Origin of the sequence: Pseudomonas ulcerans (genome assembly GCF_036324125.1) — a bacterium.
In the GTDB taxonomy this organism is placed as follows: Bacteria; Pseudomonadota; Gammaproteobacteria; order Pseudomonadales; family Pseudomonadaceae; genus Aquipseudomonas; species Aquipseudomonas ulcerans.
The window spans coordinates 119,391-141,119 of the sequence record NZ_JAZDQN010000005.1; the positions used below are offsets into that span (position 1 = coordinate 119,391).

19 protein-coding genes are annotated in these 21,729 nt (G+C 66.2%); 14 read left to right on the forward strand and 5 right to left on the reverse strand.

Annotation, left to right across the window (positions count from 1 at the left end):
* Nucleotides 1-102: 102 nt before the first annotated feature.
* Nucleotides 103-1,614 carry a threonine ammonia-lyase, biosynthetic gene (gene ilvA, locus V0R59_RS06775; protein ID WP_330073668.1) on the forward strand — a complete coding sequence of 504 codons (1,512 nt, stop codon included), beginning with the start codon at nucleotides 103-105 and terminating at the stop codon, nucleotides 1,612-1,614.
* 39 nt (nucleotides 1,615-1,653) lie between these two features.
* Nucleotides 1,654-2,082: a DUF2269 family protein gene (locus V0R59_RS06780; RefSeq protein ID WP_330073667.1), complete on the forward strand. Its 429-nt coding sequence runs from the start codon at nucleotides 1,654-1,656 to the stop codon at nucleotides 2,080-2,082.
* Between the two features lie 9 nt (nucleotides 2,083-2,091).
* Here V0R59_RS06780 and V0R59_RS06785 read toward each other — a convergent pair whose 3' ends face one another.
* Nucleotides 2,092-2,748, reverse strand: coding sequence for a histidinol-phosphatase (locus V0R59_RS06785; RefSeq protein ID WP_330073666.1), 657 nt, complete (start codon nucleotides 2,746-2,748; stop codon nucleotides 2,092-2,094).
* 143 nt (nucleotides 2,749-2,891) lie between these two features.
* Between V0R59_RS06785 and V0R59_RS06790 the strand changes: the two genes are divergently transcribed.
* A complete protein-coding gene (locus V0R59_RS06790; protein ID WP_009396722.1) occupies nucleotides 2,892-3,371 on the forward strand; it encodes an RNA pyrophosphohydrolase in 480 nt (159 codons plus the stop codon).
* Nucleotides 3,372-3,393: 22 nt separating this feature from the next.
* Complete coding sequence (gene ptsP / locus V0R59_RS06795) at nucleotides 3,394-5,658, forward strand: phosphoenolpyruvate--protein phosphotransferase (RefSeq protein ID WP_330073665.1); 2,265 nt, start codon at nucleotides 3,394-3,396, stop codon at nucleotides 5,656-5,658.
* Nucleotides 5,659-5,741: 83 nt separating this feature from the next.
* Here the strand turns inward: ptsP and V0R59_RS06800 are convergent, their stop codons facing one another.
* Nucleotides 5,742-6,488: an NRDE family protein gene (locus tag V0R59_RS06800; RefSeq protein ID WP_330073664.1), complete on the reverse strand. Its 747-nt coding sequence runs from the start codon at nucleotides 6,486-6,488 to the stop codon at nucleotides 5,742-5,744.
* A gap of 126 nt (nucleotides 6,489-6,614) precedes the next feature.
* Here V0R59_RS06800 and V0R59_RS06805 point away from each other — a divergent pair, with 126 nt between their 5' ends.
* The 3 genes from V0R59_RS06805 to V0R59_RS06815 are packed head-to-tail and all read left to right on the forward strand — an operon-like array spanning nucleotide 6,615 to nucleotide 9,242.
* Entirely contained in the window at nucleotides 6,615-7,397 is a 783-nt protein-coding gene (locus V0R59_RS06805) for a sulfite exporter TauE/SafE family protein (protein ID WP_330073663.1), read from the forward strand.
* A gap of 14 nt (nucleotides 7,398-7,411) precedes the next feature.
* Nucleotides 7,412-8,221: a prolipoprotein diacylglyceryl transferase gene (lgt, locus tag V0R59_RS06810; RefSeq protein WP_330073662.1), complete on the forward strand. Its 810-nt coding sequence runs from the start codon at nucleotides 7,412-7,414 to the stop codon at nucleotides 8,219-8,221.
* Between the two features lie 49 nt (nucleotides 8,222-8,270).
* Nucleotides 8,271-9,242: a thymidylate synthase gene (locus tag V0R59_RS06815; protein ID WP_330073661.1), complete on the forward strand. Its 972-nt coding sequence runs from the start codon at nucleotides 8,271-8,273 to the stop codon at nucleotides 9,240-9,242.
* A 100-nt stretch (nucleotides 9,243-9,342) separates the two neighbouring features.
* Here V0R59_RS06815 and cadR read toward each other — a convergent pair whose 3' ends face one another.
* Entirely contained in the window at nucleotides 9,343-9,786 is a 444-nt protein-coding gene (cadR, locus tag V0R59_RS06820) for a Cd(II)/Pb(II)-responsive transcriptional regulator (protein WP_330073660.1), read from the reverse strand.
* Nucleotides 9,787-9,870: 84 nt separating this feature from the next.
* Here cadR and V0R59_RS06825 point away from each other — a divergent pair, with 84 nt between their 5' ends.
* The 7 genes from V0R59_RS06825 to V0R59_RS06855 all read left to right on the forward strand — a co-directional run bounded on the left by V0R59_RS06825 (nucleotide 9,871) and on the right by V0R59_RS06855 (nucleotide 18,824).
* Complete coding sequence (locus tag V0R59_RS06825; protein ID WP_330073659.1) at nucleotides 9,871-12,120, forward strand: heavy metal translocating P-type ATPase; 2,250 nt, start codon at nucleotides 9,871-9,873, stop codon at nucleotides 12,118-12,120.
* A gap of 8 nt (nucleotides 12,121-12,128) precedes the next feature.
* Nucleotides 12,129-12,998 (forward strand): LysR family transcriptional regulator, encoded by an 870-nt coding sequence (locus V0R59_RS06830; RefSeq protein WP_330073658.1) that lies wholly within the window; start codon nucleotides 12,129-12,131, stop codon nucleotides 12,996-12,998.
* A 136-nt stretch (nucleotides 12,999-13,134) separates the two neighbouring features.
* Nucleotides 13,135-14,199, forward strand: a complete 1,065-nt coding sequence (locus V0R59_RS06835) for a putative 2-aminoethylphosphonate ABC transporter ATP-binding protein (RefSeq protein WP_330073657.1) — start codon at nucleotides 13,135-13,137, stop codon at nucleotides 14,197-14,199.
* 1 nt (nucleotide 14,200) lies between these two features.
* Nucleotides 14,201-15,925, forward strand: coding sequence for a putative 2-aminoethylphosphonate ABC transporter permease subunit (locus V0R59_RS06840; RefSeq protein ID WP_330073656.1), 1,725 nt, complete (start codon nucleotides 14,201-14,203; stop codon nucleotides 15,923-15,925).
* A 46-nt stretch (nucleotides 15,926-15,971) separates the two neighbouring features.
* The gene (locus tag V0R59_RS06845; protein ID WP_330073655.1) at nucleotides 15,972-16,997 is read left to right on the forward strand and encodes a putative 2-aminoethylphosphonate ABC transporter substrate-binding protein; all 1,026 of its coding nucleotides are present in this window, start codon (nucleotides 15,972-15,974) and stop codon (nucleotides 16,995-16,997) included.
* Nucleotides 16,998-17,145: 148 nt separating this feature from the next.
* Nucleotides 17,146-18,273, forward strand: a complete 1,128-nt coding sequence (locus V0R59_RS06850; protein ID WP_330073654.1) for a TIGR03364 family FAD-dependent oxidoreductase — start codon at nucleotides 17,146-17,148, stop codon at nucleotides 18,271-18,273.
* Nucleotides 18,270-18,824, forward strand: coding sequence for a phosphonate degradation HD-domain oxygenase (locus V0R59_RS06855; protein WP_330073653.1), 555 nt, complete (start codon nucleotides 18,270-18,272; stop codon nucleotides 18,822-18,824). Before V0R59_RS06850 ends, V0R59_RS06855 begins: the two co-directional genes overlap by 4 nt.
* Nucleotides 18,825-18,938: 114 nt before the next feature.
* Here V0R59_RS06855 and V0R59_RS06860 read toward each other — a convergent pair whose 3' ends face one another.
* Together V0R59_RS06860 and V0R59_RS06865 are read right to left on the reverse strand one after the other, a co-directional pair.
* Complete coding sequence (locus V0R59_RS06860) at nucleotides 18,939-20,303, reverse strand: GTPase/DUF3482 domain-containing protein (protein WP_330073652.1); 1,365 nt, start codon at nucleotides 20,301-20,303, stop codon at nucleotides 18,939-18,941.
* The gene (locus tag V0R59_RS06865; protein ID WP_330073651.1) at nucleotides 20,296-21,675 is read right to left on the reverse strand and encodes a DUF2868 domain-containing protein; all 1,380 of its coding nucleotides are present in this window, start codon (nucleotides 21,673-21,675) and stop codon (nucleotides 20,296-20,298) included. Before V0R59_RS06865 ends, V0R59_RS06860 begins: the two co-directional genes overlap by 8 nt.
* Nucleotides 21,676-21,729 lie beyond the last annotated feature (54 nt).

Consider the following 21,729-nt stretch of genomic DNA (forward strand, 5'->3'; position numbering starts at 1 on the left):
CCGGGCATTATAGCGACTAAAACCCCTGGTTTGCTGTGGTCGCCCGACAAGGCGCTGCGGTAGACTCCGATCCCCCGTCCCGCCGCCTGTGATGCTTTCCCGATGCTCGAACAGTACGTCAAGAAGATCCTCACCTCGCGCGTCTACGACGTCGCCGTGGAAACCCCTCTGCAAGCCGCCGGCCAGCTGAGCAAGCGCCTCGGCAACCAGGTGCTGCTCAAGCGCGAGGACCTGCAGCCGGTGTTTTCCTTCAAGATCCGCGGCGCCTACAACAAGCTGGCACAGTTGAGCGCAGAGGAGCGCGCCCGTGGCGTGGTCACCGCCTCGGCCGGCAACCATGCCCAGGGCCTGGCCCTGGCGGCGAAGGAAATGGGGGTCAAGGCGACCATCGTGATGCCGCGCACTACCCCGGAAATCAAGGTCGAGGGCGTGCGTTCCCGGGGCGGCAAGGTTGTCCTGCATGGCGACTCCTTCCCCGAGGCGCTGGCCTACTCGCTGAAACTGGTGGAGGAAAAGGGCTTCGTCTACGTCCACCCCTACGACGACCCGCACACCATCGCCGGCCAGGGCACCGTGGCCATGGAGATCCTGCGCCAGCATCCGGGCCAGCTGGACGCGATCTTCGTGCCGGTCGGCGGTGGCGGCCTGATCGCCGGCATTGCGGCCTATGTGAAGTACCTGCGCCCGGAGATCAGGATCATCGGCGTCGAACCGGACGACTCCAACTGCCTGCAGGCCGCCATGGCCGCCGGCGAGCGCGTGGTGCTGCCGCAGGTCGGGCTGTTCGCCGACGGCGTTGCGGTGGCGCAGATCGGCCAGCACACCTTCGATATCTGCCGCGAGCATGTCGACGAAGTGCTCACCGTCAGCACCGACGAGATCTGCGCTGCGATCAAGGACATCTACGACGACACCCGCTCGATCACCGAGCCGGCCGGCGCCCTGGGTGTGGCCGGCATCAAGAAGTACGTGGAGCAGCGTGGCGTCAGCGGCCAGACCCTGGTGGCCATCGACTCCGGTGCCAACGTCAACTTCGATCGCCTGCGCCATGTCGCCGAGCGCGCCGAGCTGGGCGAGGGCCGCGAAGCCATCATCGCGGTGACCATTCCCGAGCAGCCGGGCAGCTTCAAGGCCTTCTGCGAGGCCATCGGCAAGCGCCAGATCACCGAATTCAACTACCGCTATCACACTGGCGGCGAGGCGCACATCTTCGTCGGCGTGCAGACCCACCCGGACACCGACCCGCGCAGCGCGCTGATCCAGCACCTGACCGAGCAGGGCTTCCCGGTACTGGACATGACCGACAACGAACTGGCCAAGCTGCACCTGCGGCATATGGTCGGTGGGCATGCCGAGGTCGCCGACGAACTGGTGCTGCGCTTCGAATTCCCCGAGCGGCCGGGGGCGCTGTTCAACTTCCTCAACAAGCTGGGCGGGCGCTGGAACATCTCGATGTTCCACTACCGCAACCACGGCGCGGCGGATGGTCGCGTGGTCGCCGGCCTACAGGTGCCGGCGGACGAGCGCCACCTGGTGCCGGCGGCGCTGGAGAAGATCGGCTATCCGTACTGGGACGAAACCGGTAACCCGGCGTACCGCCTGTTTCTCGGCTGAACGGCTACGCTTTGAGCAACGCCCGAGGAAATCGTCGCCATGGAAACCCTGACCGCCCTGAAAGTCGCCCACGTACTGGCCCTCGTCGTGCTGCTGGGCAGCGCGCTGGGGCTGGCGGTCTGGACCTGGCGTACGCAGCGCGGGGCTGACGCGGCGGTCTACGGGCGGCTGCTGGCGCGTCCGCAGGGCTTTCTCTGGCTGGGGATGGCGCTGGGCCTGCTGAGCCTGCCCTTCACCGGCTGGTGGCTGGTGCACCTGGTGGGCTGGCCGCTGGGGCAGACCTGGGTGCTGGGCTCCAGCCTGCTTTACACCTTTGGCGCGCTGGCCTGGTTCTGGCTGTTGGCCCGGATCAACCGCCTGCGCAGCGAACCGGCCAGGGGCATACCGCAGTTCACCCTGGCCCTGGCTCTGTTCAGCGGCCTCTGCTTCATCGCCATCGCCGGCCTGATGGGCGCCAAGCCGGTCTGACGTTTTCCCTCAATCCCGCAGGCTGATCACCGGCCAGCCGCGTTTCTCGGCTTCGGCGCGCAGGTTCGGGTCCGGATCGACCGCCACCGGGTTGTCCACCTGCTCCAGCAGCGGCAGGTCGTTCATCGAGTCGCTATAGAAGTAGCTGCCTTCCAGGTTCAGGCCATTCTCTTCCAGCCAGCGCTTCAGGCGCGTCACCTTGCCTTCGCGGAAGCACGGCACGTCGATGCTGCGCCCGGTGTAGCGGCCGTCGACCAGCTCGCATTCGGTGGCCAGCAGGGTTTCCACTTCAAGGCGCTTGGCGATCGGGCCGGTGATGAAGCGGTTGGTAGCGGTGATGATGACCAGCTTGTCGCCCGCGTCGCGGTGCTTCTTCAGCAGGGCCAGGGCCTTGGGCAGGATGATCGGTTCGACGCAGTCGCGCATGAAGTCGCCATGCCATTCGTCGAGCTGGGCCATCTCGGTGGTGGCCAGGATCTCCAGGCTGAAGTTCAGGTATGCCTGCAGGTCCAGCTTGCCGGCCAGGTAGTCCTGGTAGAAGGCGTCGTTGCGGTTCTGGTACTCGACCGGGTCGAGAATGCCGCGGGCGCACAGGTAGTCACCCCAGGCGTGGTCGCTGTCGCCGCCAAGGAGGGTGTTGTCCAGATCGAATAAAGCCAGGCGCATTGAAGAGTCACTCGCATAACATCTGAAAAGTCCCACAGAATACGGACTTTTCACAGAGCTGCACATAAGGTATGGCGGGCGCGTTGCTGGCCTTGCAGGCTTTGTGGAACAATGCGGCGACATGCGTTTGCGAGGTTGCTGCCGTGATCGACCCCGATGGTTTTCGCCCCAATGTCGGGATCATTCTGACGAATGATCTTGGACAGGTGCTATGGGCCCGGCGAATCAACCAGGATGCCTGGCAGTTTCCACAAGGGGGTATCAACCCCGATGAGACACCGGAAGATGCTCTGTACCGCGAGTTGAATGAAGAAGTAGGCCTTGAGCGTCAGGACGTGGAAATTCTTGCCTGCACCCGTGGCTGGTTGCGTTATCGTTTACCCCAACGTCTGGTCCGCACCCACAGCCAACCGCTGTGCATCGGCCAGAAACAGAAGTGGTTCCTGCTGCGCCTGGTGTCCAACGAGCAGCGGGTACGGATGGACCTGACCGGCAAACCGGAGTTCGATGGCTGGCGCTGGGTCAGCTATTGGTACCCGTTGGGCCAGGTGGTGACATTCAAGCGCGAGGTGTATCGCCGCGCGCTCAAAGAGCTTGCCCCGCGCCTGCTGGCGCGCGACTGACGACGGAGTTCGACCCCGAGCCATGCTCAATACGCTGCGCAAGATCGTCCAGGAAGTTAACTCCGCCAAGGATCTCAAGACGGCGTTGGGGATCATCGTCTTGCGCGTCAAAGAGGCCATGGGCAGCCAGGTCTGCTCGGTCTACCTGCTCGACCCGGAAACCAACCGTTTCGTCCTGATGGCCACCGAAGGCCTGAACAAGCGCTCCATCGGCAAGGTCAGCATGGCGCCGAACGAGGGCCTGGTCGGCCTGGTCGGCACCCGGGAAGAACCGCTGAACCTGGAAAACGCCGCCGACCACCCGCGCTACCGCTACTTCGCCGAAACCGGCGAGGAGCGTTTTGCCTCCTTCCTCGGCGCGCCGATCATCCACCACCGTCGCGTAGTGGGCGTCCTGGTCATCCAGCAGAAGGAGCGCCGCCAGTTCGACGAGGGCGAGGAAGCCTTCCTCGTCACCATGAGCGCGCAGCTTGCCGGGGTTATCGCCCATGCCGAAGCCACCGGCTCGATCCGCGGCCTGGGCCGCCAGGGCAAGGGCATCCAGGAAGCCAAGTTCGTCGGCGTGCCGGGTTCTCCGGGCGCTGCCGTGGGTACTGCGGTGGTCATGCTGCCGCCGGCCGATCTCGACGTGGTGCCGGACAAGACCGTCACCGACATCGATGCCGAACTGAAACTCTTCAACAACGCCCTCGAAGGCGTGCGCAGCGATATGCGCACCCTCTCGGCCAAGCTGGCCACCCAGCTGCGCCCGGAAGAGCGGGCGTTGTTCGACGTCTACCTGATGATGCTCGACGACGCCGCGCTGGGCGGCGAGGTGGTCGAGGTCATCAAGACCGGCCAGTGGGCCCAGGGCGCCCTGCGCCAGGTGGTCGGCGAGCACGTCAACCGCTTCGAACTGATGGATGACGCCTACCTGCGTGAGCGTGCCTCCGACGTGAAGGACCTCGGCCGGCGCCTGCTGGCCTATCTCCAGGAAGCCCGCCAGTTGTCGCTGGTCTACCCGGACAACACCATCCTGGTCAGTGAAGAGCTGACCCCGGCGATGCTCGGCGAAGTGCCGGAAGGCAAGCTGGCCGGCCTGGTCTCGGTGCTCGGTTCGGGCAACTCCCACGTGGCGATCCTCGCCCGCGCCATGGGCATTCCCACGGTGATGGGCCTGGTCGACCTGCCGTATTCCAAGGTCGACGGCATCCAGATGATCGTCGACGGCTACAAGGGCGACGTCTACACCAACCCCAGCGACGTGCTGCGCAAGCAGTACGCCGACGTGGTCGAGGAAGAGCGCCAGCTGGCCCAGGGCCTCGATGCCCTGCGCGAACTGCCCTGCGAGACCACCGACGGCCACCGTATGCCGCTGTGGGTCAACACCGGCCTGCTCGCCGACGTGGCGCGGGCGCAGCAGCGTGGCGCCGAGGGCGTCGGCCTGTACCGCACCGAAGTGCCGTTCATGATCAACCAGCGCTTCCCCAGCGAGAAGGAACAGCTGGCGATCTATCGCGAGCAGCTGCAGGCCTTCCATCCACTGCCGGTGACCATGCGCAGCCTGGACATCGGTGGCGACAAGGCGCTGTCCTACTTCCCGATCAAGGAAGACAACCCGTTCCTCGGCTGGCGCGGCATCCGCGTTACCCTGGACCACCCGGAAATCTTCCTGGTCCAGACCCGCGCCATGCTCAAGGCCAGTGAGGGCCTGAACAACCTGCGCATCCTGTTGCCGATGATTTCCGGCATCCACGAGCTGGAAGAAGCCCTGCACCTGATCCACCGCGCCTGGGGCGAAGTGCGCGACGAAGGCACCGACGTGCCGATGCCGCCGGTGGGGGTGATGGTGGAAATTCCCGCAGCGGTGTACCAGACCAAGGAACTGGCGCGCCAGGTGGACTTCCTCTCGGTTGGTTCCAACGACCTGACCCAGTACCTGCTGGCGGTGGACCGCAACAACCCGCGGGTCGCCGACCTCTACGACTACCTGCATCCGGCGGTGCTGCAAGCGCTGCAGCACGTGGTCACCGCGGCCCATGCCGAAGGCAAGCCGGTGAGCATCTGCGGCGAGATGGCCGGTGATCCGGCGGCGGCGGTACTGCTGATGGCGATGGGCTTTGACAGCCTGTCGATGAACGCCACGAACCTGCCGAAGGTGAAGTGGATGCTGCGCCAGATCAGCCTGGGCAAGTCGAAGGAGATGCTGGCGCAGGTGATGGAGATCGACAACCCGCAGGTTATCCACAGTACGTTACAACTGGCGCTTAAGACCCTGGGGCTGGGGCGGATGATCAATCCGCACTGATTCCGGTTGTCCTTGCGGGCCTCATCGCTGGCAAGCCAGCTCCCACAGGATTGCGGTGCACGCGGTCCTTGTGGGACTTGGTATCACAGTGACAGCTCGACTTCTCCCAGATGTCCCCCAAACGGCCCGAAGCTCCGTTCCATGAGCCGGCGGCGCCCATCCGCCTCGACAATCAGCACCGTACTGGCCCGCGTCCCGTAGTTCTGGCTGGCGATGAACACGCTGGACAGCAAGCGCTCGGTGGCCAGGCCGACGCCGGTACTGGGCAGTTCGGCATCCGCAGCTTGCCGGTGATCACCCAGCAGGTCGAACAGCTCCAGTGGATCGGGATCGTCCAGTCGCTCGCGCAGTCCCTCTCGGGCCTTGACCAGCTTCGGCCACGGCGTGTCCAGCGCCGCATTGGACAGCCCGTATACCCCGGGCTCCAGCAGCCGTGGCACTGCATCGCCGCCATGCAGGTAGCCCAGGCGCTGCCCGTCACCCACCAGCAGGTTGAATCCCGAATAGTGATGGGCTTCGCCTGCCACCTTCTGCAGATACGCTTCCACCGACAGCTCACCGCGCAGATAGCCGGCCACCAATTCACCGCGGGAGCGCGTGCCCAGCGGCTGCCCCGGATCGCGGATATTGGTCAGTGCGGCAAAACGGCCCTGGGGCCCGACACCCAACCAGGTCCCGCCGGCTTCGAGGTCGCGCCCGGCATGCACCCCGGGCGCCTCGTCCCAGGGCGCCAGGGCCTGGGTCGGGCGGGCATAGAACTCGTCACGGTTGGCCGCGACGATCAGCGGCCGGGCATGCCCCGGCCGCCAGGCGAAAACGATCAGGCACATCGTGGCTCCCGTTCAGCTGGCCTGTGGTAGTGCGCCACTGTACCCAGACTTACCTGTCGGCGTCTTCACTGGAGACCGGGGCCCACCTTCCGTTACCATGCCGGACTGAATTTTCCGGGGGCGACAATGGAATTCGTGCTCTATCTGCTGCTGGGCGCCTGCGCAGGCGTGCTGGCCGGGCTGTTCGGCGTCGGTGGCGGCATCATCATCGTCCCGGTGCTGGTGTTCAGCTTCACCCTGCAAGGGTTCGATCCCTCGGTGCTGACCCACCTGGCCGTCGGCACTTCGCTGGCGACCATCGTCTTCACCTCGCTCAACGCCATCAGCGAGCACCATCGCAAGGGCGCGGTGCAGTGGCCGATCTTCGCCTGGATGACCCTGGGCATCCTCATCGGCGCGGTGATCGGCTCCAAGACCGCCTCGCTGATCCAGGGCCCGCACCTGCAGAAGATCATCGGCGTGTTCGCCCTGGTGATCGCCGTGCAGATGGCCCTCGACCTCAGGCCCAAGGCCAGCCGTGGCGTGCCCGGCAAGGCCGGGCTGACCGTGGCGGGTGGTGTGGTCGGTTGGGCCTCGGCGATCTTCGGCATCGGCGGCGGCTCGCTGACCGTGCCGTTCCTGACCTGGCGCAGCCTGCCGATGCAACAGGCGGTGGCCACCTCATCGGCCTGTGGCCTGCCGATCGCCCTGGTCAGCGCCCTGAGTTTCATGCTCCTGGGCTGGCACGAAGAGCACCTGCCGCCCCACAGCGTTGGTTTCGTCTATCTGCCGGCGCTGCTCGGGATTGCCGTGACCAGCATGTTTTTCGCCCGCTTCGGCGCGCGCCTGGCGCATAAACTGTCGCCGCGCCTGCTCAAGCGCCTGTTCGCCGCGCTGCTGTTCTGCGTCGGGCTGAGCTTTCTGCTTTAACGAGAGGAGTCACCATGCTGCCTTACCCGCAGATCGATCCCGTGGCACTGGCCATCGGGCCGCTGAAAATCCATTGGTATGGCCTGATGTACCTGGTCGGCATCGGTGGTGCCTGGCTGTTGGCCTCGCGCCGGCTGAACCGCTTCGATCCCACCTGGACCCGGGAAAAGCTCTCGGACCTGGTGTTCTGGCTGTCGATGGGAGTGATCGTCGGCGGACGGCTCGGCTACGTGCTGTTCTACGACCTGAGCGCCTACCTGGCCAACCCGACCCTGATCTTCGAAGTGTGGAAGGGCGGCATGTCGTTCCACGGCGGCTTCATCGGCGTGATGCTCGCGGCCCTGTGGTTCGGCAAGCGCAACAACAAGTCGTTCTTCGAGCTGATGGACTTCGTCGCGCCGATGGTGCCGATCGGCCTGGGCGCCGGACGCATCGGCAACTTCATCAACGCCGAGCTGTGGGGCAAGGCCACCGATGTGCCGTGGGCCATGGTCTTCCCGCCGTTCAGCGATCCTGCGCAACTGCCGCGCCACCCGTCGCAGCTGTACCAGTTCGCCCTGGAAGGCGTGGCGCTGTTCCTGATCCTCTGGTTCTACTCGCGCAAGCCGCGGCCGACCATGGCGGTGTCCGGCATGTTCGCCCTGTTCTACGGGATCTTCCGCTTCATCGTCGAGTTCGTCCGCGTCCCGGACGCCCAGCTTGGCTACCTGGCCTGGGGTTGGCTGACCATGGGTCAGATTCTCTGCGTGCCGATGATAGCCGGCGGCCTCGCCCTGATCTGGTGGGCCTATAATCGCAAGCCGACGGTAAAACCCGCGGTCTGATTTTCCACGGCAGGGGCGATCCCCCTGCCGTCTTCGTTACAGGAACGCTATGAAACAGTATCTGGACCTGGTCCGCGACGTCATCGAGAACGGCACCCTGCAAGAGAACCGCACCGGCGTGCGCACCATCGCCCTGCCGGGCGCCATGCTGCGCTTCGACCTGCAGAAGGGCTTTCCCGCCATCACCACGCGCAAGCTGGCATTCAAGTCGGCAATCGGCGAGATGGTCGGCTTCCTCCGCGGAGTGAAGAATGCCGCCGAGTTCCGCGAGCTGGGTTGCAAGGTCTGGGACCAGAACGCCAACGAAAACGCGGCCTGGCTGGCCAACCCGTTCCGCCAGGGGGCTGACGACCTCGGCGAAATCTATGGCGTGCAATGGCGTCAATGGCCGGCCTACAAGCGCATCCCGCTGAGCAATGCCGCGGCCATCGAGCTGGCGCAGAAGAATGGGTTCGTGAAGATCGCCGAGTCCGAGGAAGATGGCGAAGCCTTCGTCGTGCTGTACAAGGCCATCGACCAGATTCGCCAGTGCGTCGACACCATCGTCAACGACCCCAACAGCCGGCGCATCCTGTTCCACGGCTGGAACTGCGCGCAGTTGGACGAAATGGCCCTGCCGCCGTGCCACCTGTTGTACCAGTTCCACCCGAACACCCAGACCAAAGAGATCTCCCTGACGCTCTACATCCGCTCCAACGATCTGGGCCTGGGCACGCCGTTCAACCTCACCGAAGGCGCTGCGCTGCTGTCGCTGATCGGTCGACTGACCGGCTACACGCCGCGCTGGTTCACCTATTTCATCGGCGATGCCCATGTGTACGAGAACCATCTGGACATGCTCAACGAGCAACTGCGTCGCGAGCCGCTGGAAGCGCCGAAGCTGGTGATCAGTGATCGTGTGCCGGAGTTCGCCAAGACCGGCAAGTACGAGCCGGAATGGCTGGAGAAGATCGAGCCGAGCGACTTCAGCCTGGAAGGGTATGAGCATCACCCGCCGATGACGGCGCCGATGGCGGTCTGATGGTCATGGACCTGTGGGAGCGGGTTCACCCGCGATTACGATAGGGGGTTCACCATCGCAATCGCGGGTGAACCCGCTCCCACAGGGATAGTAACCAGCTTCAATGCCCGTGGCTTCGCCCCACATGCGAATGCTCCGCGTCCGGCACCGAAACCGCCCCATTCACTTCCAGCCTCTCCAGAATCGCGCAATGCTCGCCTTCGGCACGGCACCTCCTGCGCAACTCCACCAACTGCTCCTGCAACGCCATCAGCCCGTCGATCCGCGCCTGGACGTGCTCGATATGCTCGTCGACCAGCGCATTGACGCTCTCGCACTGGTCCTGCGGGCTGTCCCGTAACCGCAGTAGACTGCGGATTTCCTCCAGGGTCATGTCCAGCGTCCGGCAGTTGCGGATGAAGGTCAGGCGCTCGACATGGGCCTGGGTGTAGACCCGGTAGTTGCCTTCGCTGCGCGCCGGTTCCGGCAGCAGGTTTTCCCGCTCGTAGTAACGGATGGTCTCCACCGCGCAGTCGGTGGCCTTGGCCAGTTCGCCGATCTTCATCTGAAAATTCCTCGACAGGTTGCTTGACCCTATAGTGGCTACAGGGTGTTCACTTGGCAACAGGACTTTTAGGGATGAACCCTCATGAATCAGCCAGCCAATCACGATCACCTCCATAAGCATCACGATCATGGCCATAGCAAGCACGATAGCTGCTGCGCGCCCAAGCCTACGTCCTGCTGCTCCTCTGCCGAGGCTCCGGCGCTGGTGCAACTGAGCGAAAAATCAAGCAGCGATGCCCGGCTCAGCCGCTTCCGTATCGAGGCCATGGACTGCCCGACCGAACAGACGCTGATCCAGAACAAGCTCGGCAAGCTGGCGGGCATCGAACAGCTGGAATTCAACCTGATCAACCGCGTTCTCGGCGTGCGCCATACCCTCGGTGATACCCACGGCATCGTCGAGGCCATCGGCTCGCTGGGCATGCAGGCCGAGCCGCTGGCTGACGATGCGCCGGAGAAGGCCGCTCCCCCGACGAAGAAAGCCTGGTGGCCCCTGGCGCTGTCCGGCGTCGCTGCGCTGGCAGCGGAAATCGTCCACTTCACCGCCGCCGCGCCAGAGTGGGTGGTCGCCGCGCTGGCCCTGGCGGCGATCCTCGGCTGTGGCCTGGGCACCTACAAGAAGGGCTGGATTGCCCTGAAGAATCGCAACCTCAACATCAACGCGCTGATGAGCATCGCCGTCACCGGCGCCGTGCTGATCGGCCAGTGGCCGGAAGCGGCCATGGTGATGGTGCTGTTCACCCTCGCCGAGGTGATCGAAGCGCGTTCGCTGGATCGCGCGCGCAACGCCATCGGCGGGCTGATGCAGTTGAGTCCGGACATGGCCACGGTGCAGCAGGCTGACGGCCAATGGCTGGAAATCGAGGTGACCAAGGTCGGGCTCGGTGCGCGGGTGCGCGTTCGCCCGGGCGAGCGCATCGGCCTTGATGGCGAAGTGATCAGCGGTCAGTCGACTATCGACCAGGCGCCGATCACCGGCGAAAGCCTGCCGGTGGAGAAGGGGCCGGGCGACAGGGTCTTCGCCGGCACCATCAACCAGTCCGGCGCCCTGGAGTACCGCGTCACTGCCGCTGCAGGCGAATCCACCCTGGCGCGGATCATCCGCGCCGTGGAAGAAGCCCAGGGCGCGCGGGCACCGACCCAGCGCTTCGTCGATCAGTTCTCGCGCATCTACACCCCGGCGGTGTTCGCCTTCGCCCTGGCGGTGGCGGTGATTCCGCCGCTGTTCATGGCCGGAGCCTGGTTCGACTGGATCTACCGCGCGCTGGTCCTGCTGGTGGTGGCCTGCCCCTGCGCCCTGGTGATTTCCACCCCGGTGACCATCGTCAGCGGCCTCGCCGCCGCAGCGCGCAAGGGCATCCTGATCAAGGGCGGCGTGTACCTGGAAGGCGGGCGCAAGCTGGACTTCCTGGCCCTGGACAAGACCGGCACCCTGACCCACGGCAAGCCGGTGCAGACCGACATGCAGGTGCTGGACACCCTGTTCGACGACCGCGCCCAGCGCATTGCCGCCAGCCTTGGCGGGCGCTCCGATCACCCGGTTTCGCTGGCGATCGCCCGCCAGGGTGAGGAACAGGGCCTCGACCGCTTCGAGGTGAGCAACTTCCAGGCCCTGATGGGCCGCGGTGTCAGCGGCGAGGTGGACGGCGTGCTCTACCACCTGGGCAACCATCGCCTGGTGGAAGAACTGGGCCTGTGCTCGCCGCAGCTGGAAGAAAAGCTCGACGCTCTGGAGCGTCAGGGCAAGACCGTGGTCCTGCTGCTCGACGGATCCGGCCCGCTAGCGCTGTTCGCCGTGGCCGACACCGTCAAGCAGACCAGCCGCGAGGCCATCGCCGAGTTGCATGAACTGGGTATCCGTACCGTCATGCTCACCGGTGACAACCCGCACACCGCCGACGCCATCGCGGCCCAGGTCGGTATCGACGAAGCCAGGGGCAACCTGTTGCCGGCGGACAAGCTGGCGGCCATCGAAGACCTCTACGCCAAGGGTCATCGCGTTGGCATGGTCGGCGACGGCATCAACGACGCCCCGGCCCTGGCCCGCGCCGAGATCGGCTTCGCCATGGCTGCGGCCGGCACCGACACCGCCATCGAGACCGCCGACGTCGCCCTGATGGACGACGACTTGCGGAAAATCCCGGCCTTCGTCAGGCTCTCGCGGCAAAGCGCGGCGATCCTGGTGCAGAACATCGTTCTGGCTCTGGGCATCAAGGCGATCTTCCTGGCGATCACCTTCGCCGGCCTGGCGACCATGTGGATGGCGGTGTTCGCCGACATGGGGGTCAGCCTGCTGGTGGTCTTCAATGGTTTGCGTCTGCTGAGAAAGTAAGGGGTTTCATGCTGAGTTCCGAGTTGAAGGCGTTCTACATGGTGGCCCGCCTGGGCAGCATCACCCTGGCCGCGAAGAAGCTCGGACTCAGCCAGCCCACGGTCACCACGCAGATCCGCAATCTGGAAGGCCACTACGGCGTCGAGCTGTTCTACCGCGGCGGCCGCCGCCTGGCCCTGAGCGAGGACGGGGTGCGGCTGCTGCCGATGGTGCGCACGCTGCTGCAGCAGGAAGCCGACATCGAGTTCTTCCTGCGCAACAGCGGCGTGGGGCAGGGCACCTTGCGCGTGGCGGCGACCGCGCCTTACTACATCCTCGACCTGGTGAAGATCTTCCGCGAGCGCCTGCCGCAGGTGGAGGTGTCGGTGGAGATCGGCAATTCGCAGCAGGTGCTGGAGTTGCTGGAGGACTACCGGGTGGACGTGGCGGCGTCCTCGCAACTGCTGGACGACAACCGCCTGGTGCGGCGCATCCTTGGAACCGACCCACTGGTGGTGGCGGTGCATCGCAGTCATCCGCTGGCAGCGCGGGATTCGGTGCCACTGGCGGCGCTGGCGGGGCACTGCCTGCTCATGCGCGAGCAGGGCTCGACCACGCGCAAGCTGACCGAGCAGATGCTCGCCGATGCCGGGGTCAAGGTTGGTGCGCTGCTGGAGATCGGCAGCCGCGAGTCGATCCGCGAGGCGGTGCTGCGCAATATCGGGATCAGCATCATTGCCCGGCACGAGGTGCCGCATAACCCGGAATTGCGCGTGCTGGCCCTGGAGGGGGCGCCGGTGATGCATGAGTATCTTTACTGCCTGAAGGAGCGGCGCCAGGCGCGGTTGCCGGCGGCGTTCCTGGGGGTGGCGCAGGAGATGTCGGCCCTCGATTCCTGAAGCCCCGCTGCAGAACCCTGTGGGAGCATCCAACAAAAATCCGCCAATACCACTATCGGCAGCTTTTGCCCAAACGCCACGGAACCTTCGCAAAGCGTACCTAGCATGACCTCCACTAGCTCGGTGAGGTCCTGTCATGAACAACACGCTCGCAAATCCTGGCGCCCAGCTGCGCGTCCGGGGCATCAACAAACGCTTCGGCGCCTTCACGGCCCTGCATGACGTCTCCCTCGACGTCGCCGCCGGTGAACTGGTCTGCCTGCTCGGCCCGTCCGGCTGCGGCAAGACCACCCTGCTGCGTTGCATCGCCGGCCTGGAGCGCCAGGACCGCGGCGAGCTGATGATCGGTGAGCGCGACATCTCCACCCTGCCACCGCAGGCCCGCGACTACGGCATCCTGTTCCAGTCCTACGCGCTGTTCCCCAACCTCACCGTCGAAGCCAACATCGCCTACGGCCTGGCCGGCGCCGGCCGCAACGAAGTGCGCCAGCGCGTCGGCGACATGCTCGACCTGGTCGGCCTGACCGGCAGCGAGAAGAAATACCCCGGCCAGCTCTCCGGCGGCCAGCAACAGCGTGTCGCCCTGGCCCGCGCCCTGGCCCCGGCGCCGTCGCTGCTGCTGCTCGACGAGCCGATGTCGGCCCTCGATGCCCGGGTCCGCGAGCACCTGTGCACCGAGCTGCGCCAACTGCAACGCCAGCTGGGCATCACCACCCTGATGGTCACCCACAACCAGGATGAAGCCATGCTGATGGCCGACCGCATCGCCGTGATGAACAACGGCCAGGTCGAGCAGTACGCCACCGCCCAGCAGATCTACGACAAGCCGGCCACGCCGTTCGTCGCCGAGTTCATTGGCCAGGGCAACTGGCTGCCGTTCCAGCGTTGCAGCGACAGCCATGCCCAGGTGGGCGAGATGAACCTGCGCCTGGCCCCCGGCGCGCGCGCCAGTGGCAGCGGTCGCCTGTTCTGCCGGCCCGAGTCGATCAGCGTCAACCCGGTCGTCCACGAGGAAAACCTGTTCCCGGCACGCCTGCGGGAAATCACCTTCCTCGGCAACCGTTGCCGCATGAGCTTCGAACTGCACCAACTGCCCGGTCATGCCCTGCTCGCCGAAGTCGCGCCGGAAGCCATGCCGCGCCTGGGCTCCCAGGACATCTGGGTGGCCCTGCCGCCGCGTTCCCTCCAGGTGTTTGCCTGAGATGGGCGCGCCAATCACCCTGCCGATCGCACCCGCGAAGGCAAGACCGCGGTCTGGCGTTGCCCTGGGTGACCGTCTGTTCGTGGTCGGCGGCAAATGGCTGCTTCTGATGTTCCTCGTGGTCTCGGTGCTGCTGCCGCTGCTGGCGATCTTCTGGCGTGGCTTCAGCAGTGAAGCCGGGCAGGGCGGTGGCTGGGTTGCGGCCCGCGAGCTGTTTGCCAGCGCCAACTTCCACTGGCTGCTGGGTAACAGCCTCAAGGTGTCCCTCAGCGTCGCCGCCATCGTCGTGCCGCTGGCCTATCTGTTCGCCTATGCCCTGCAACGCACGCTGATTCCCGGCAAGCGCATCTGGCGCGGGATTTCCCTGCTGCCGCTGCTGGCGCCATCGATGCTGCCGGCCATCGCGCTGGTCTACCTGTTCGGCAACCAGGGCCTGCTGCGTGGCCTGCTCTCCGACAATATCTACGGCTTCTGGGGCATCGTCCTCGGCGAGGCCATCTACACCTTCCCTCATGCCCTGATGATCCTGCTGTCGGCCTTGTCCCTGGCCGATGCGCGGCTGTTCGACGCGGCGTCGAGCATGGGCGCCGGCCCATGGCGAGCCTTCCACAGCATCACCTGGCCGGCCACGCGCCAGGCCGTGTTCGCCGCGTTCTGCCTGGTGTTCACCCTGACCATCACCGACTTCGGCGTGCCGGTGGTGGTGGGTGGCGATTACCAGGTGCTGGCACTGGAAGCCTACAAGGCCGTGGTCGGCCAGCAGCAGTTCGGTCGCGGCGCGCTGATCGGCATGATCCTGCTGGTCCCGGCCCTGCTCAGCTTCGGCGTCGACGCCTGGCTGCGCCGGCGCCAGGGCGAGGCCATGAGCGGTCGTGCCCAGGTCTTCGAGCCGCAGGTGTCGCGCCGTCGCGATGCCTGCTTCCTGGCCATCGTCCTGGTCGTCTGCGCCGTGCTCCTGCTGGTGGTGGGCATGGCGGTGTACTCGTCGTTCGTTAAGTTCTGGCCCTACAACCTGTCGCTTTCCCTCAACCACTACCAGTTCGACGAGACCGCCGGCGGCGGCTGGCTGGCCTACCGCAACAGCCTGACCATGGCCCTGGGCAGCGCACTGATCGGCAGCTTCGCGATCTTCACGGGTGCCTACCTCATGGAAAAGACCAGCGGCCAGCGTCGCCTCAACCTGATCCTGCGCCTGCTCAGCTTCGTGCCGATGGCGGTGCCGGGGCTGGTGCTGGGCCTGGGCTACGTCTTCTTCTTCAACCTGCCGGGCAACCCGCTGCATGTGTTCTACGGGACCATGGCCCTGCTGGTGGTGTGCACCGTCGCCCACTACCTGACCACCGCGCAGATGACCGCGACCACCGCCCTGCGCCAGCTCGACGGCGAGTTCGAGGCTGCCGCGCTGTCGCTCAAGGCGCCGCTGTACCGGCATTTCCTGCGGGTCACCGTGCCGATCTGTCTGCCGGCGCTGCTGGACATCGTCCGCTACCTGTTCGTCTCGGCGATGACCACGGTGTCGGCGGCGATCTTCCTCTACAGCCCGGACACCATCCTCGCCGCGGTGGCCGTGCTGAACATGGACGACGCCGGCAACGTCGGCGGTGCCGCCGCCATGTCGACCCTGATCCTGTTCACCAGCGCTGGCGTCTCGCTGCTGCTGGCCTGGACCTCCCGGGGCCTGTTGAAACGTTCCCAGGCCTGGCGCCAGCGCGCGCCGGGTCATTGATCTGCGCCACCCAACCTGACCAACGTCCCTCCAAAGGAACCGCATCATGTTCAAGCCCCTCGCTCTTGCCGCTGCCGTCCTCTCTGCGTTCAGCCTGCAGGCCAGCGCTGCGCCGACCTCGCTGACGGTCTATACCGCACTGGAAGCCGAGCAGCTCAAGAGCTACAAACAGGCGTTCGAAAAGGCCAACCCGGACATCGAGATCAAGTGGGTGCGTGATTCCACCGGGATCATCACCGCCAAGCTGCTGGCCGAGAAAGACCGTCCCCAGGCCGACGCGGTGTGGGGGCTGGCCGCTTCCAGCCTGGCGATCCTCGACCAGCAGGGCATGCTGCAAGGCTATGCGCCGAAGGACCTGGGCAAGATCGGCGCGAACTACCGCGATGCCGCCAATCCGCCGGCCTGGGTCGGCATGGACGTGTGGGCCGCGACCATCTGCTTCAACACCGTCGAAGCGCAGAAGCAGGGCCTGAGCAAGCCGGTGAGCTGGCAGGACCTGACCAAGCCCGAGTACAAGGGCAAGATCGTCATGCCCAACCCGGCGTCCTCCGGTACCGGCTTTCTGGATGTCAGCGCCTGGCTGCAGACCTTCGGCGAGCCGCAGGGCTGGGCCTACATGGATGCGCTGCACCAGAACATCGGCCAGTACGTTCACTCCGGTTCCAAGCCATGCAAGCTGGCGGCGGCCGGTGAGTTCCCCATCGGCATCTCCTTCGAATACCCGGCCGTGCAGCTCAAGCGCCAGGGCGCGCCGCTGGACATCGTCCTGCCGAAGGAAGGCCTGGGCTGGGAGATCGAGGCCACCGCAGTGATCAAGGGCACTCCCCATGAAGACGCGGCCAAGCGCCTGGCCGACTTCTCCGCCAGCCCGGCGGCGATGGAGCTGTACAAGGAAAACTTCGCCGTGCTGGCCCAGCCGGGCATCGCCAAGCCGCAGACCGAACTGCCGGCGGACTACGAGCAGCGCCTGATCAAGAACGACTTTGGCTGGGCGTCGAAGAATCGCGACCAGATCCTCAGCGAATGGCGCAAGCGGTATGACGGCAAGTCCGAAAAAGTAGCCCAGCAATAAGAGCGGGGACCGCTTTGCGGTCCTTCGCGAGCGAGCTCGCTCCCACAGATATTAGGCAGTCCCTGTGGGAGCGAGCTTGTCGGTGCGCCGAACCGTCGCGAAGGCCTGCAAAGCAGGCCCAGAACCTGTCTTCACGGTAGGACCAGAAATGACCGATTTCCTGATTGTCGGCGCCGGTATCCTCGGCCTCTCCCACGCCTACGCCGCCGCCCGCCGTGGCCTGCGGGTCAAGGTCTTCGAGCGCAGCGCCACTCCACTCGGTGCCTCGGTACGCAACTTCGGCCAGGCCCTGGTCAGCGGCCAGCCTCCTGGCCAGATGCTCGACCTGGCCCGCGCCAGTCGCCCGTTGTGGGCGCACTGGGCGGAAACCGCCGGTTTCTCCATCAAGCGCAACGGCTCGCTGTTGCTGGCCCGCACCGACCAGGAGCGCGACTTGCTGGAGGCCTTCTGCACCAATCGCGCCGTCGAGCACGGCTATCCCGCGCGCCTGCTCGAAGGCGATGACCTGCGCGCCCTGTACAACGGCCGCTTCAGCCATCACCGCGCTGCCCTGCACGGCCTCGATGACCAGCAGGTGTTCTCCCGCGAAGCCCTGCCCAGCCTGATCGACTGGCTGCGGGACAAGATGGGCGTGGAGTTCCACTTCTCCACCCTGGTCCGCGGCATCGAACCCGGGCACCTGGACACCACCCAGGGTCGCTTCAGCGGCCGGCAGATCGTGGTCTGTTCCGGACACGACTACCAGACCCTGCTGGCCGAGCCGATCGCTGCGCTGAAACCGCAGGTGTGCCGCCTGCAGATGCTCCGAGCCCGCCCGCGTTTCGAACTGGACCTGCAGCACGCCCTGCTGACCGGCCTGAGCTGCCTGCACTACGGCGCCTACGCCGACCTGCCGGAAGCCCGGGGGCTGCGCGAGCGGGTCGAAGCCCACAGCCCACACCTGCTGGAGCACGGCATCCACCTGCTGATCAGCCCGACGCCCTATGGCGAACTGATCATCGGCGACTCCCACGCCTACGGCAGCGATGCCTCGCCGTTCAATGCCGAGCAGGTGGACAACTGGATGATCGAGCTGGCCGAGCACACGCTGGGCGGTCGCATCGATATCGTCGAGCGCTGGCAAGGCGTGTATGGCTCGGGTGGTCCGGGACCGTTCTCGCTGCTGCCGGTGGCGCCGGGGATCAGTGCTGCCTTGATGCACACCGGCGTCGGCATGAGTGTCGGTCCGGCGCTGGCCGAGGGACATGTGGCGCAACTGTTGGGGGAAGGCGCGTGAGGACGGCTGAGCAGGTGGTGGAGACGGTCTTCGCCCTCTACCAGCAGCATGGTGACGAGGACTACATCGGCGAGCCGGTTTCCCAGCTGGAGCATATGTCCCAGGCGGCGCAGCTGGCCCTGGACGAAGGCTTCGACGACGAAGTGGTGCTGGCGGCGTTCTTCCACGATATCGGGCATATCTGTGGCGGTGCCGAGGGCAGCATGGGCGGGTTCGGCGTGGTCAGCCATGAACGGGTGGGGGCCGAGTACCTGCGTCGCTGCGGCTTCGGTGAACGGATGGCGAGGCTGGTGGAGTATCACGTCGAGGCCAAGCGCTATCTCACCTTGCGCCAGCCGGGATACTACGAGCGATTGAGCGAGGCCAGCCGGCGGACCCTGGAATATCAGGGTGGGGTGATGAGCGAGGCGGAGGCGGATGCCTTTGAACAGGATCCGTTGTGCGCGGTGAGCCTGCGCATGCGGGTCTGGGATGAGGAAGCGAAGCTGGAATGGGCGCCGGTGATGGATCTTGAGGTACTCAAGGCCAAGGCGATCGCCTTGTTGAGCTAGGATTTCTATCGCTATCGAGGGCCTCATCGCTGGCAAGCCAGCTCCCACAGGGACCGCGTGCACCGCAGGCCTTGTGGGAGCTGGCTTGCCAGCGATGAGGCCCTTGAGAGCGACCTAGATTTCCTGCAACAGCGCCTCGATCTGCTCCAGCCGCTCCGCCTGGCTCAACCTCGCCCCCGGATTCAGCGAAGACCACTGCGGATGCGCCCGCGCCTTGTTCAGCGCCGCCGGCAGCTTGCCCTCGCGCCAGCTCTGGTCCGGCGGTGTGTCGAGATTGATCCGGTTGATCGCCGCATGCCCCCGGCTGTCGAGTGCTTGCAGCAGTTGCTTCTGCCGCACCGCAAGCAAGCGCAAAACCGCATCATCCACCGTCAGCTCCTGCTGCCCCTTCAGCTTGCCCAGCAAACGCGAGCCATAACTGCGCGCCGTACCCAGTGCACCACCGGCAATGGCGCCGGCCAGCGCCGCGACACCCAGGGTCAGCCCGCCCACTGCCAGGTCGATCCCGGCTCCCGCCGCCGCACCGGCCACCGCTCCGCCGCCGAGCTTGATGCCCAGTTGCTTGAGGGTTTCCGGATTGAACAGATCGTCGCCCCAGCGTCCGTCCAGCAACGGCAGGTCACCGGCGTTGGCGTCCTCGCGGCGGAAGGCATAGAGCTTGAGCAGCGCTTCGACACAGCGCTGCTCCCGCTGGCGAATGGCACTGCGCAACTCGGCGATGGCCGCGGCTTCCTCGTCCGCCTTGGCCACCACGCTGCGCCGGCAGGCGGCGCAATCCATCAGCAACTCGGCGATCAGGCGCTTGCCGCTGTGTCGGCGTACCTGCCGCTGTGCCTGCTGGTCATCGATCAGCCGTTGCAGGGCCGGGCGGGCGTTCTCCAGCATCAACTGCAGGCTTTCGTACAGCCGCCGCTCGCCATCCTCCGGCGGCGCGACGCTGTCGAAGCGCACCAGCGCATGCAGGCCCAGGCGGGCGAGGGCTTCGCGCCAGTCCGGTTCGCGGTGGTCGCTGCTGGCGACGAAATTGAGCACCGGCAGCAGCGGCTTGCCGCAGCCGGCGAGGACTTCCAGTTCGTCACGGTACTTTGCCAGCACCGGCTCACGGGCGTCGATCACATAGAGCCCGGCATCGCTGGCCATCAGCTGGCGCACCACCTTGGCTTCCTGCTCGAAACGCTGGCGCGCCTCGCTGCTCTGCAGGAAGCGTTCGAGCCGCGCCGGGCCATCGAGGCGCTCGCCCGGGCGCTCCAGGCGTTCGAGGTAGTCGAGCAGGGCGATGGCGTCTTCCAGGCCCGGCGTGTCGTACAGCTCCAGCAACGGCTGGCCATCCACCGACAGCCGCGCGCCCTCGACATGGCGGGTGGTACTGGGGCGATGAGACACCTCGCCGAAGCCGACATCCCGGGTCAGGGTGCGCAACAGCGAGGTCTTGCCGACATTGGTGTGGCCGACCACGGCCAGTTTCAGGGCGTCAGTCATGGCCATGCTCCAGCCAATGGATCGGCGAGGTGTCGGCATAGGGCAGGGCCAGTTGCTCCAGGGCCTGGTGCCAGTCACCGAGGCGCTCGGCATCCAGGGCCTGGCCGGGTGGCGGCAGCATCAGCCAGATGCGGGTGGCGGCGGCGCTGCGGGCCAGCTCGGCGAGCAGGGCCAGGCTGCCGCGATCCGGCGAGCGGCGCGGATCGCAGGCGATGGCCAGGCGTGCAGGGGGGAAATGGCTCAGTTGCTCCAGCAGGCGGCGGCGTGACTCGCGGCTGTCGAGCACGCCGGCATCGGTCACCGACGCCGGCAGCGCAGGCGGCCAGGGGCGCTGGTCATCCAGCTCCAGGCCCACCAGCAAGGCGCCTTCGTGCTGCACATCGTCCTGGCCACGCGGGATCTGCGGCAGGTGCTCCGGGGCAGCATCATTGACCCCGAGGCGCTCGCTGCTCGGCATCAGGGCTTCGCGCAGGCTGCTATAGCCGGGCAGTTTCAGGTCCAGTACCAGCCGGGTGCGACCCCGGCGCCAGCGCCACAGGCACAGGGCCACCAGCAGCAGGCGCGGGAGGATGCCGTAGACCACCAGCACCCCCAGCAGCCAGCCGGCCCAGGCCTGGCGACCGAGGTCCAGCGCCGGCTGGCTGTCGCCGCTGGCGCGGATCATCGCCACGTCCGGCGTGCTGAAACCGAGCAGGGACGGCAGGGCGCCGAGGGCCTGGGTGAGGCCGACGAAGGTGTCGGGCTGGAGCAAGGTGGTTTCCCAGACGAAGCCATAGCGACGGGTCGACAGCAGCATCAGCAGCACGACCAGCGCACTGCTCAGCGCGAGCAGCCAGAGGCCGTGGACCAGCACGCCGAGCAGCCAGCGGGTCAGGCGCTGGCGTTGCAGCAGGACCAGCAGCGCCGGAGCCAGGTGCACGCTTTTCGCATCGCGGGCGAATTTCTCGCTGAGCCACAGCCACAGCCGGCCAAGGCTTGCCCCCTGGTCGCCGGCCAGGGCCAGCCCGGCGGCCCAGCCCAGCAGCAACAGCAGGTCGAGCCCGAGCAGGCTGCCCAGGGCCCAGAACACATTGACCGGGCGCTGCCCGTCGCCGAGCGCGGCGAAGGCCAGGCCGGCGCCGCTGACCACGGCCAGCACCAGCAACACCAGCAGGGCCAGGCGCGCGCCGCGCTTGTAGTGGTCGAGGGCCTGGCGCAGGCCGTCGCGTTCGGCCAGCCACAGGGCGCGGTTTTCGAGGCGTTGCGCAAGATCGCCGCCCTGCTGGCGGGCGCGGCGGTTGGCTTCCTGGTCGTCCAGGGGCCCGGTGTGTTCTTCGCGCAGGCGTACCGCTTCGGTCAGCCAGCGCTTGTCCAGGTCGGTCAATCCAGTCACGTACAGCTTCCTTGAACCAGTCACCGGGGAAGCATAACCCAGGCGTCCTTTGCT

What these genes read in the sequence shown, in the direction of transcription:
- V0R59_RS06785 (WP_330073666.1), bottom strand. Translation starts at nt 2,748, where the DNA reads ATGCGCCTGGCTTTATTCGATCTGGACAACACCCTCCTTGGCGGCGAC.
- V0R59_RS06845 (WP_330073655.1), top strand. Translation starts at nt 15,972, where the DNA reads ATGTTCAAGCCCCTCGCTCTTGCCGCTGCCGTCCTCTCTGCGTTCAGC.
- lgt (WP_330073662.1), top strand. Translation starts at nt 7,412, where the DNA reads ATGCTGCCTTACCCGCAGATCGATCCCGTGGCACTGGCCATCGGGCCG.
- ilvA (WP_330073668.1), top strand. Translation starts at nt 103, where the DNA reads ATGCTCGAACAGTACGTCAAGAAGATCCTCACCTCGCGCGTCTACGAC.
- V0R59_RS06835 (WP_330073657.1), top strand. Translation starts at nt 13,135, where the DNA reads ATGAACAACACGCTCGCAAATCCTGGCGCCCAGCTGCGCGTCCGGGGC.
- V0R59_RS06860 (WP_330073652.1), bottom strand. Translation starts at nt 20,303, where the DNA reads ATGACTGACGCCCTGAAACTGGCCGTGGTCGGCCACACCAATGTCGGC.
- V0R59_RS06840 (WP_330073656.1), top strand. Translation starts at nt 14,201, where the DNA reads ATGGGCGCGCCAATCACCCTGCCGATCGCACCCGCGAAGGCAAGACCG.
- V0R59_RS06815 (WP_330073661.1), top strand. Translation starts at nt 8,271, where the DNA reads ATGAAACAGTATCTGGACCTGGTCCGCGACGTCATCGAGAACGGCACC.
- V0R59_RS06800 (WP_330073664.1), bottom strand. Translation starts at nt 6,488, where the DNA reads ATGTGCCTGATCGTTTTCGCCTGGCGGCCGGGGCATGCCCGGCCGCTG.
- ptsP (WP_330073665.1), top strand. Translation starts at nt 3,394, where the DNA reads ATGCTCAATACGCTGCGCAAGATCGTCCAGGAAGTTAACTCCGCCAAG.
- V0R59_RS06850 (WP_330073654.1), top strand. Translation starts at nt 17,146, where the DNA reads ATGACCGATTTCCTGATTGTCGGCGCCGGTATCCTCGGCCTCTCCCAC.
- V0R59_RS06830 (WP_330073658.1), top strand. Translation starts at nt 12,129, where the DNA reads ATGCTGAGTTCCGAGTTGAAGGCGTTCTACATGGTGGCCCGCCTGGGC.
- V0R59_RS06780 (WP_330073667.1), top strand. Translation starts at nt 1,654, where the DNA reads ATGGAAACCCTGACCGCCCTGAAAGTCGCCCACGTACTGGCCCTCGTC.
- V0R59_RS06825 (WP_330073659.1), top strand. Translation starts at nt 9,871, where the DNA reads ATGAATCAGCCAGCCAATCACGATCACCTCCATAAGCATCACGATCAT.
- V0R59_RS06805 (WP_330073663.1), top strand. Translation starts at nt 6,615, where the DNA reads ATGGAATTCGTGCTCTATCTGCTGCTGGGCGCCTGCGCAGGCGTGCTG.
- cadR (WP_330073660.1), bottom strand. Translation starts at nt 9,786, where the DNA reads ATGAAGATCGGCGAACTGGCCAAGGCCACCGACTGCGCGGTGGAGACC.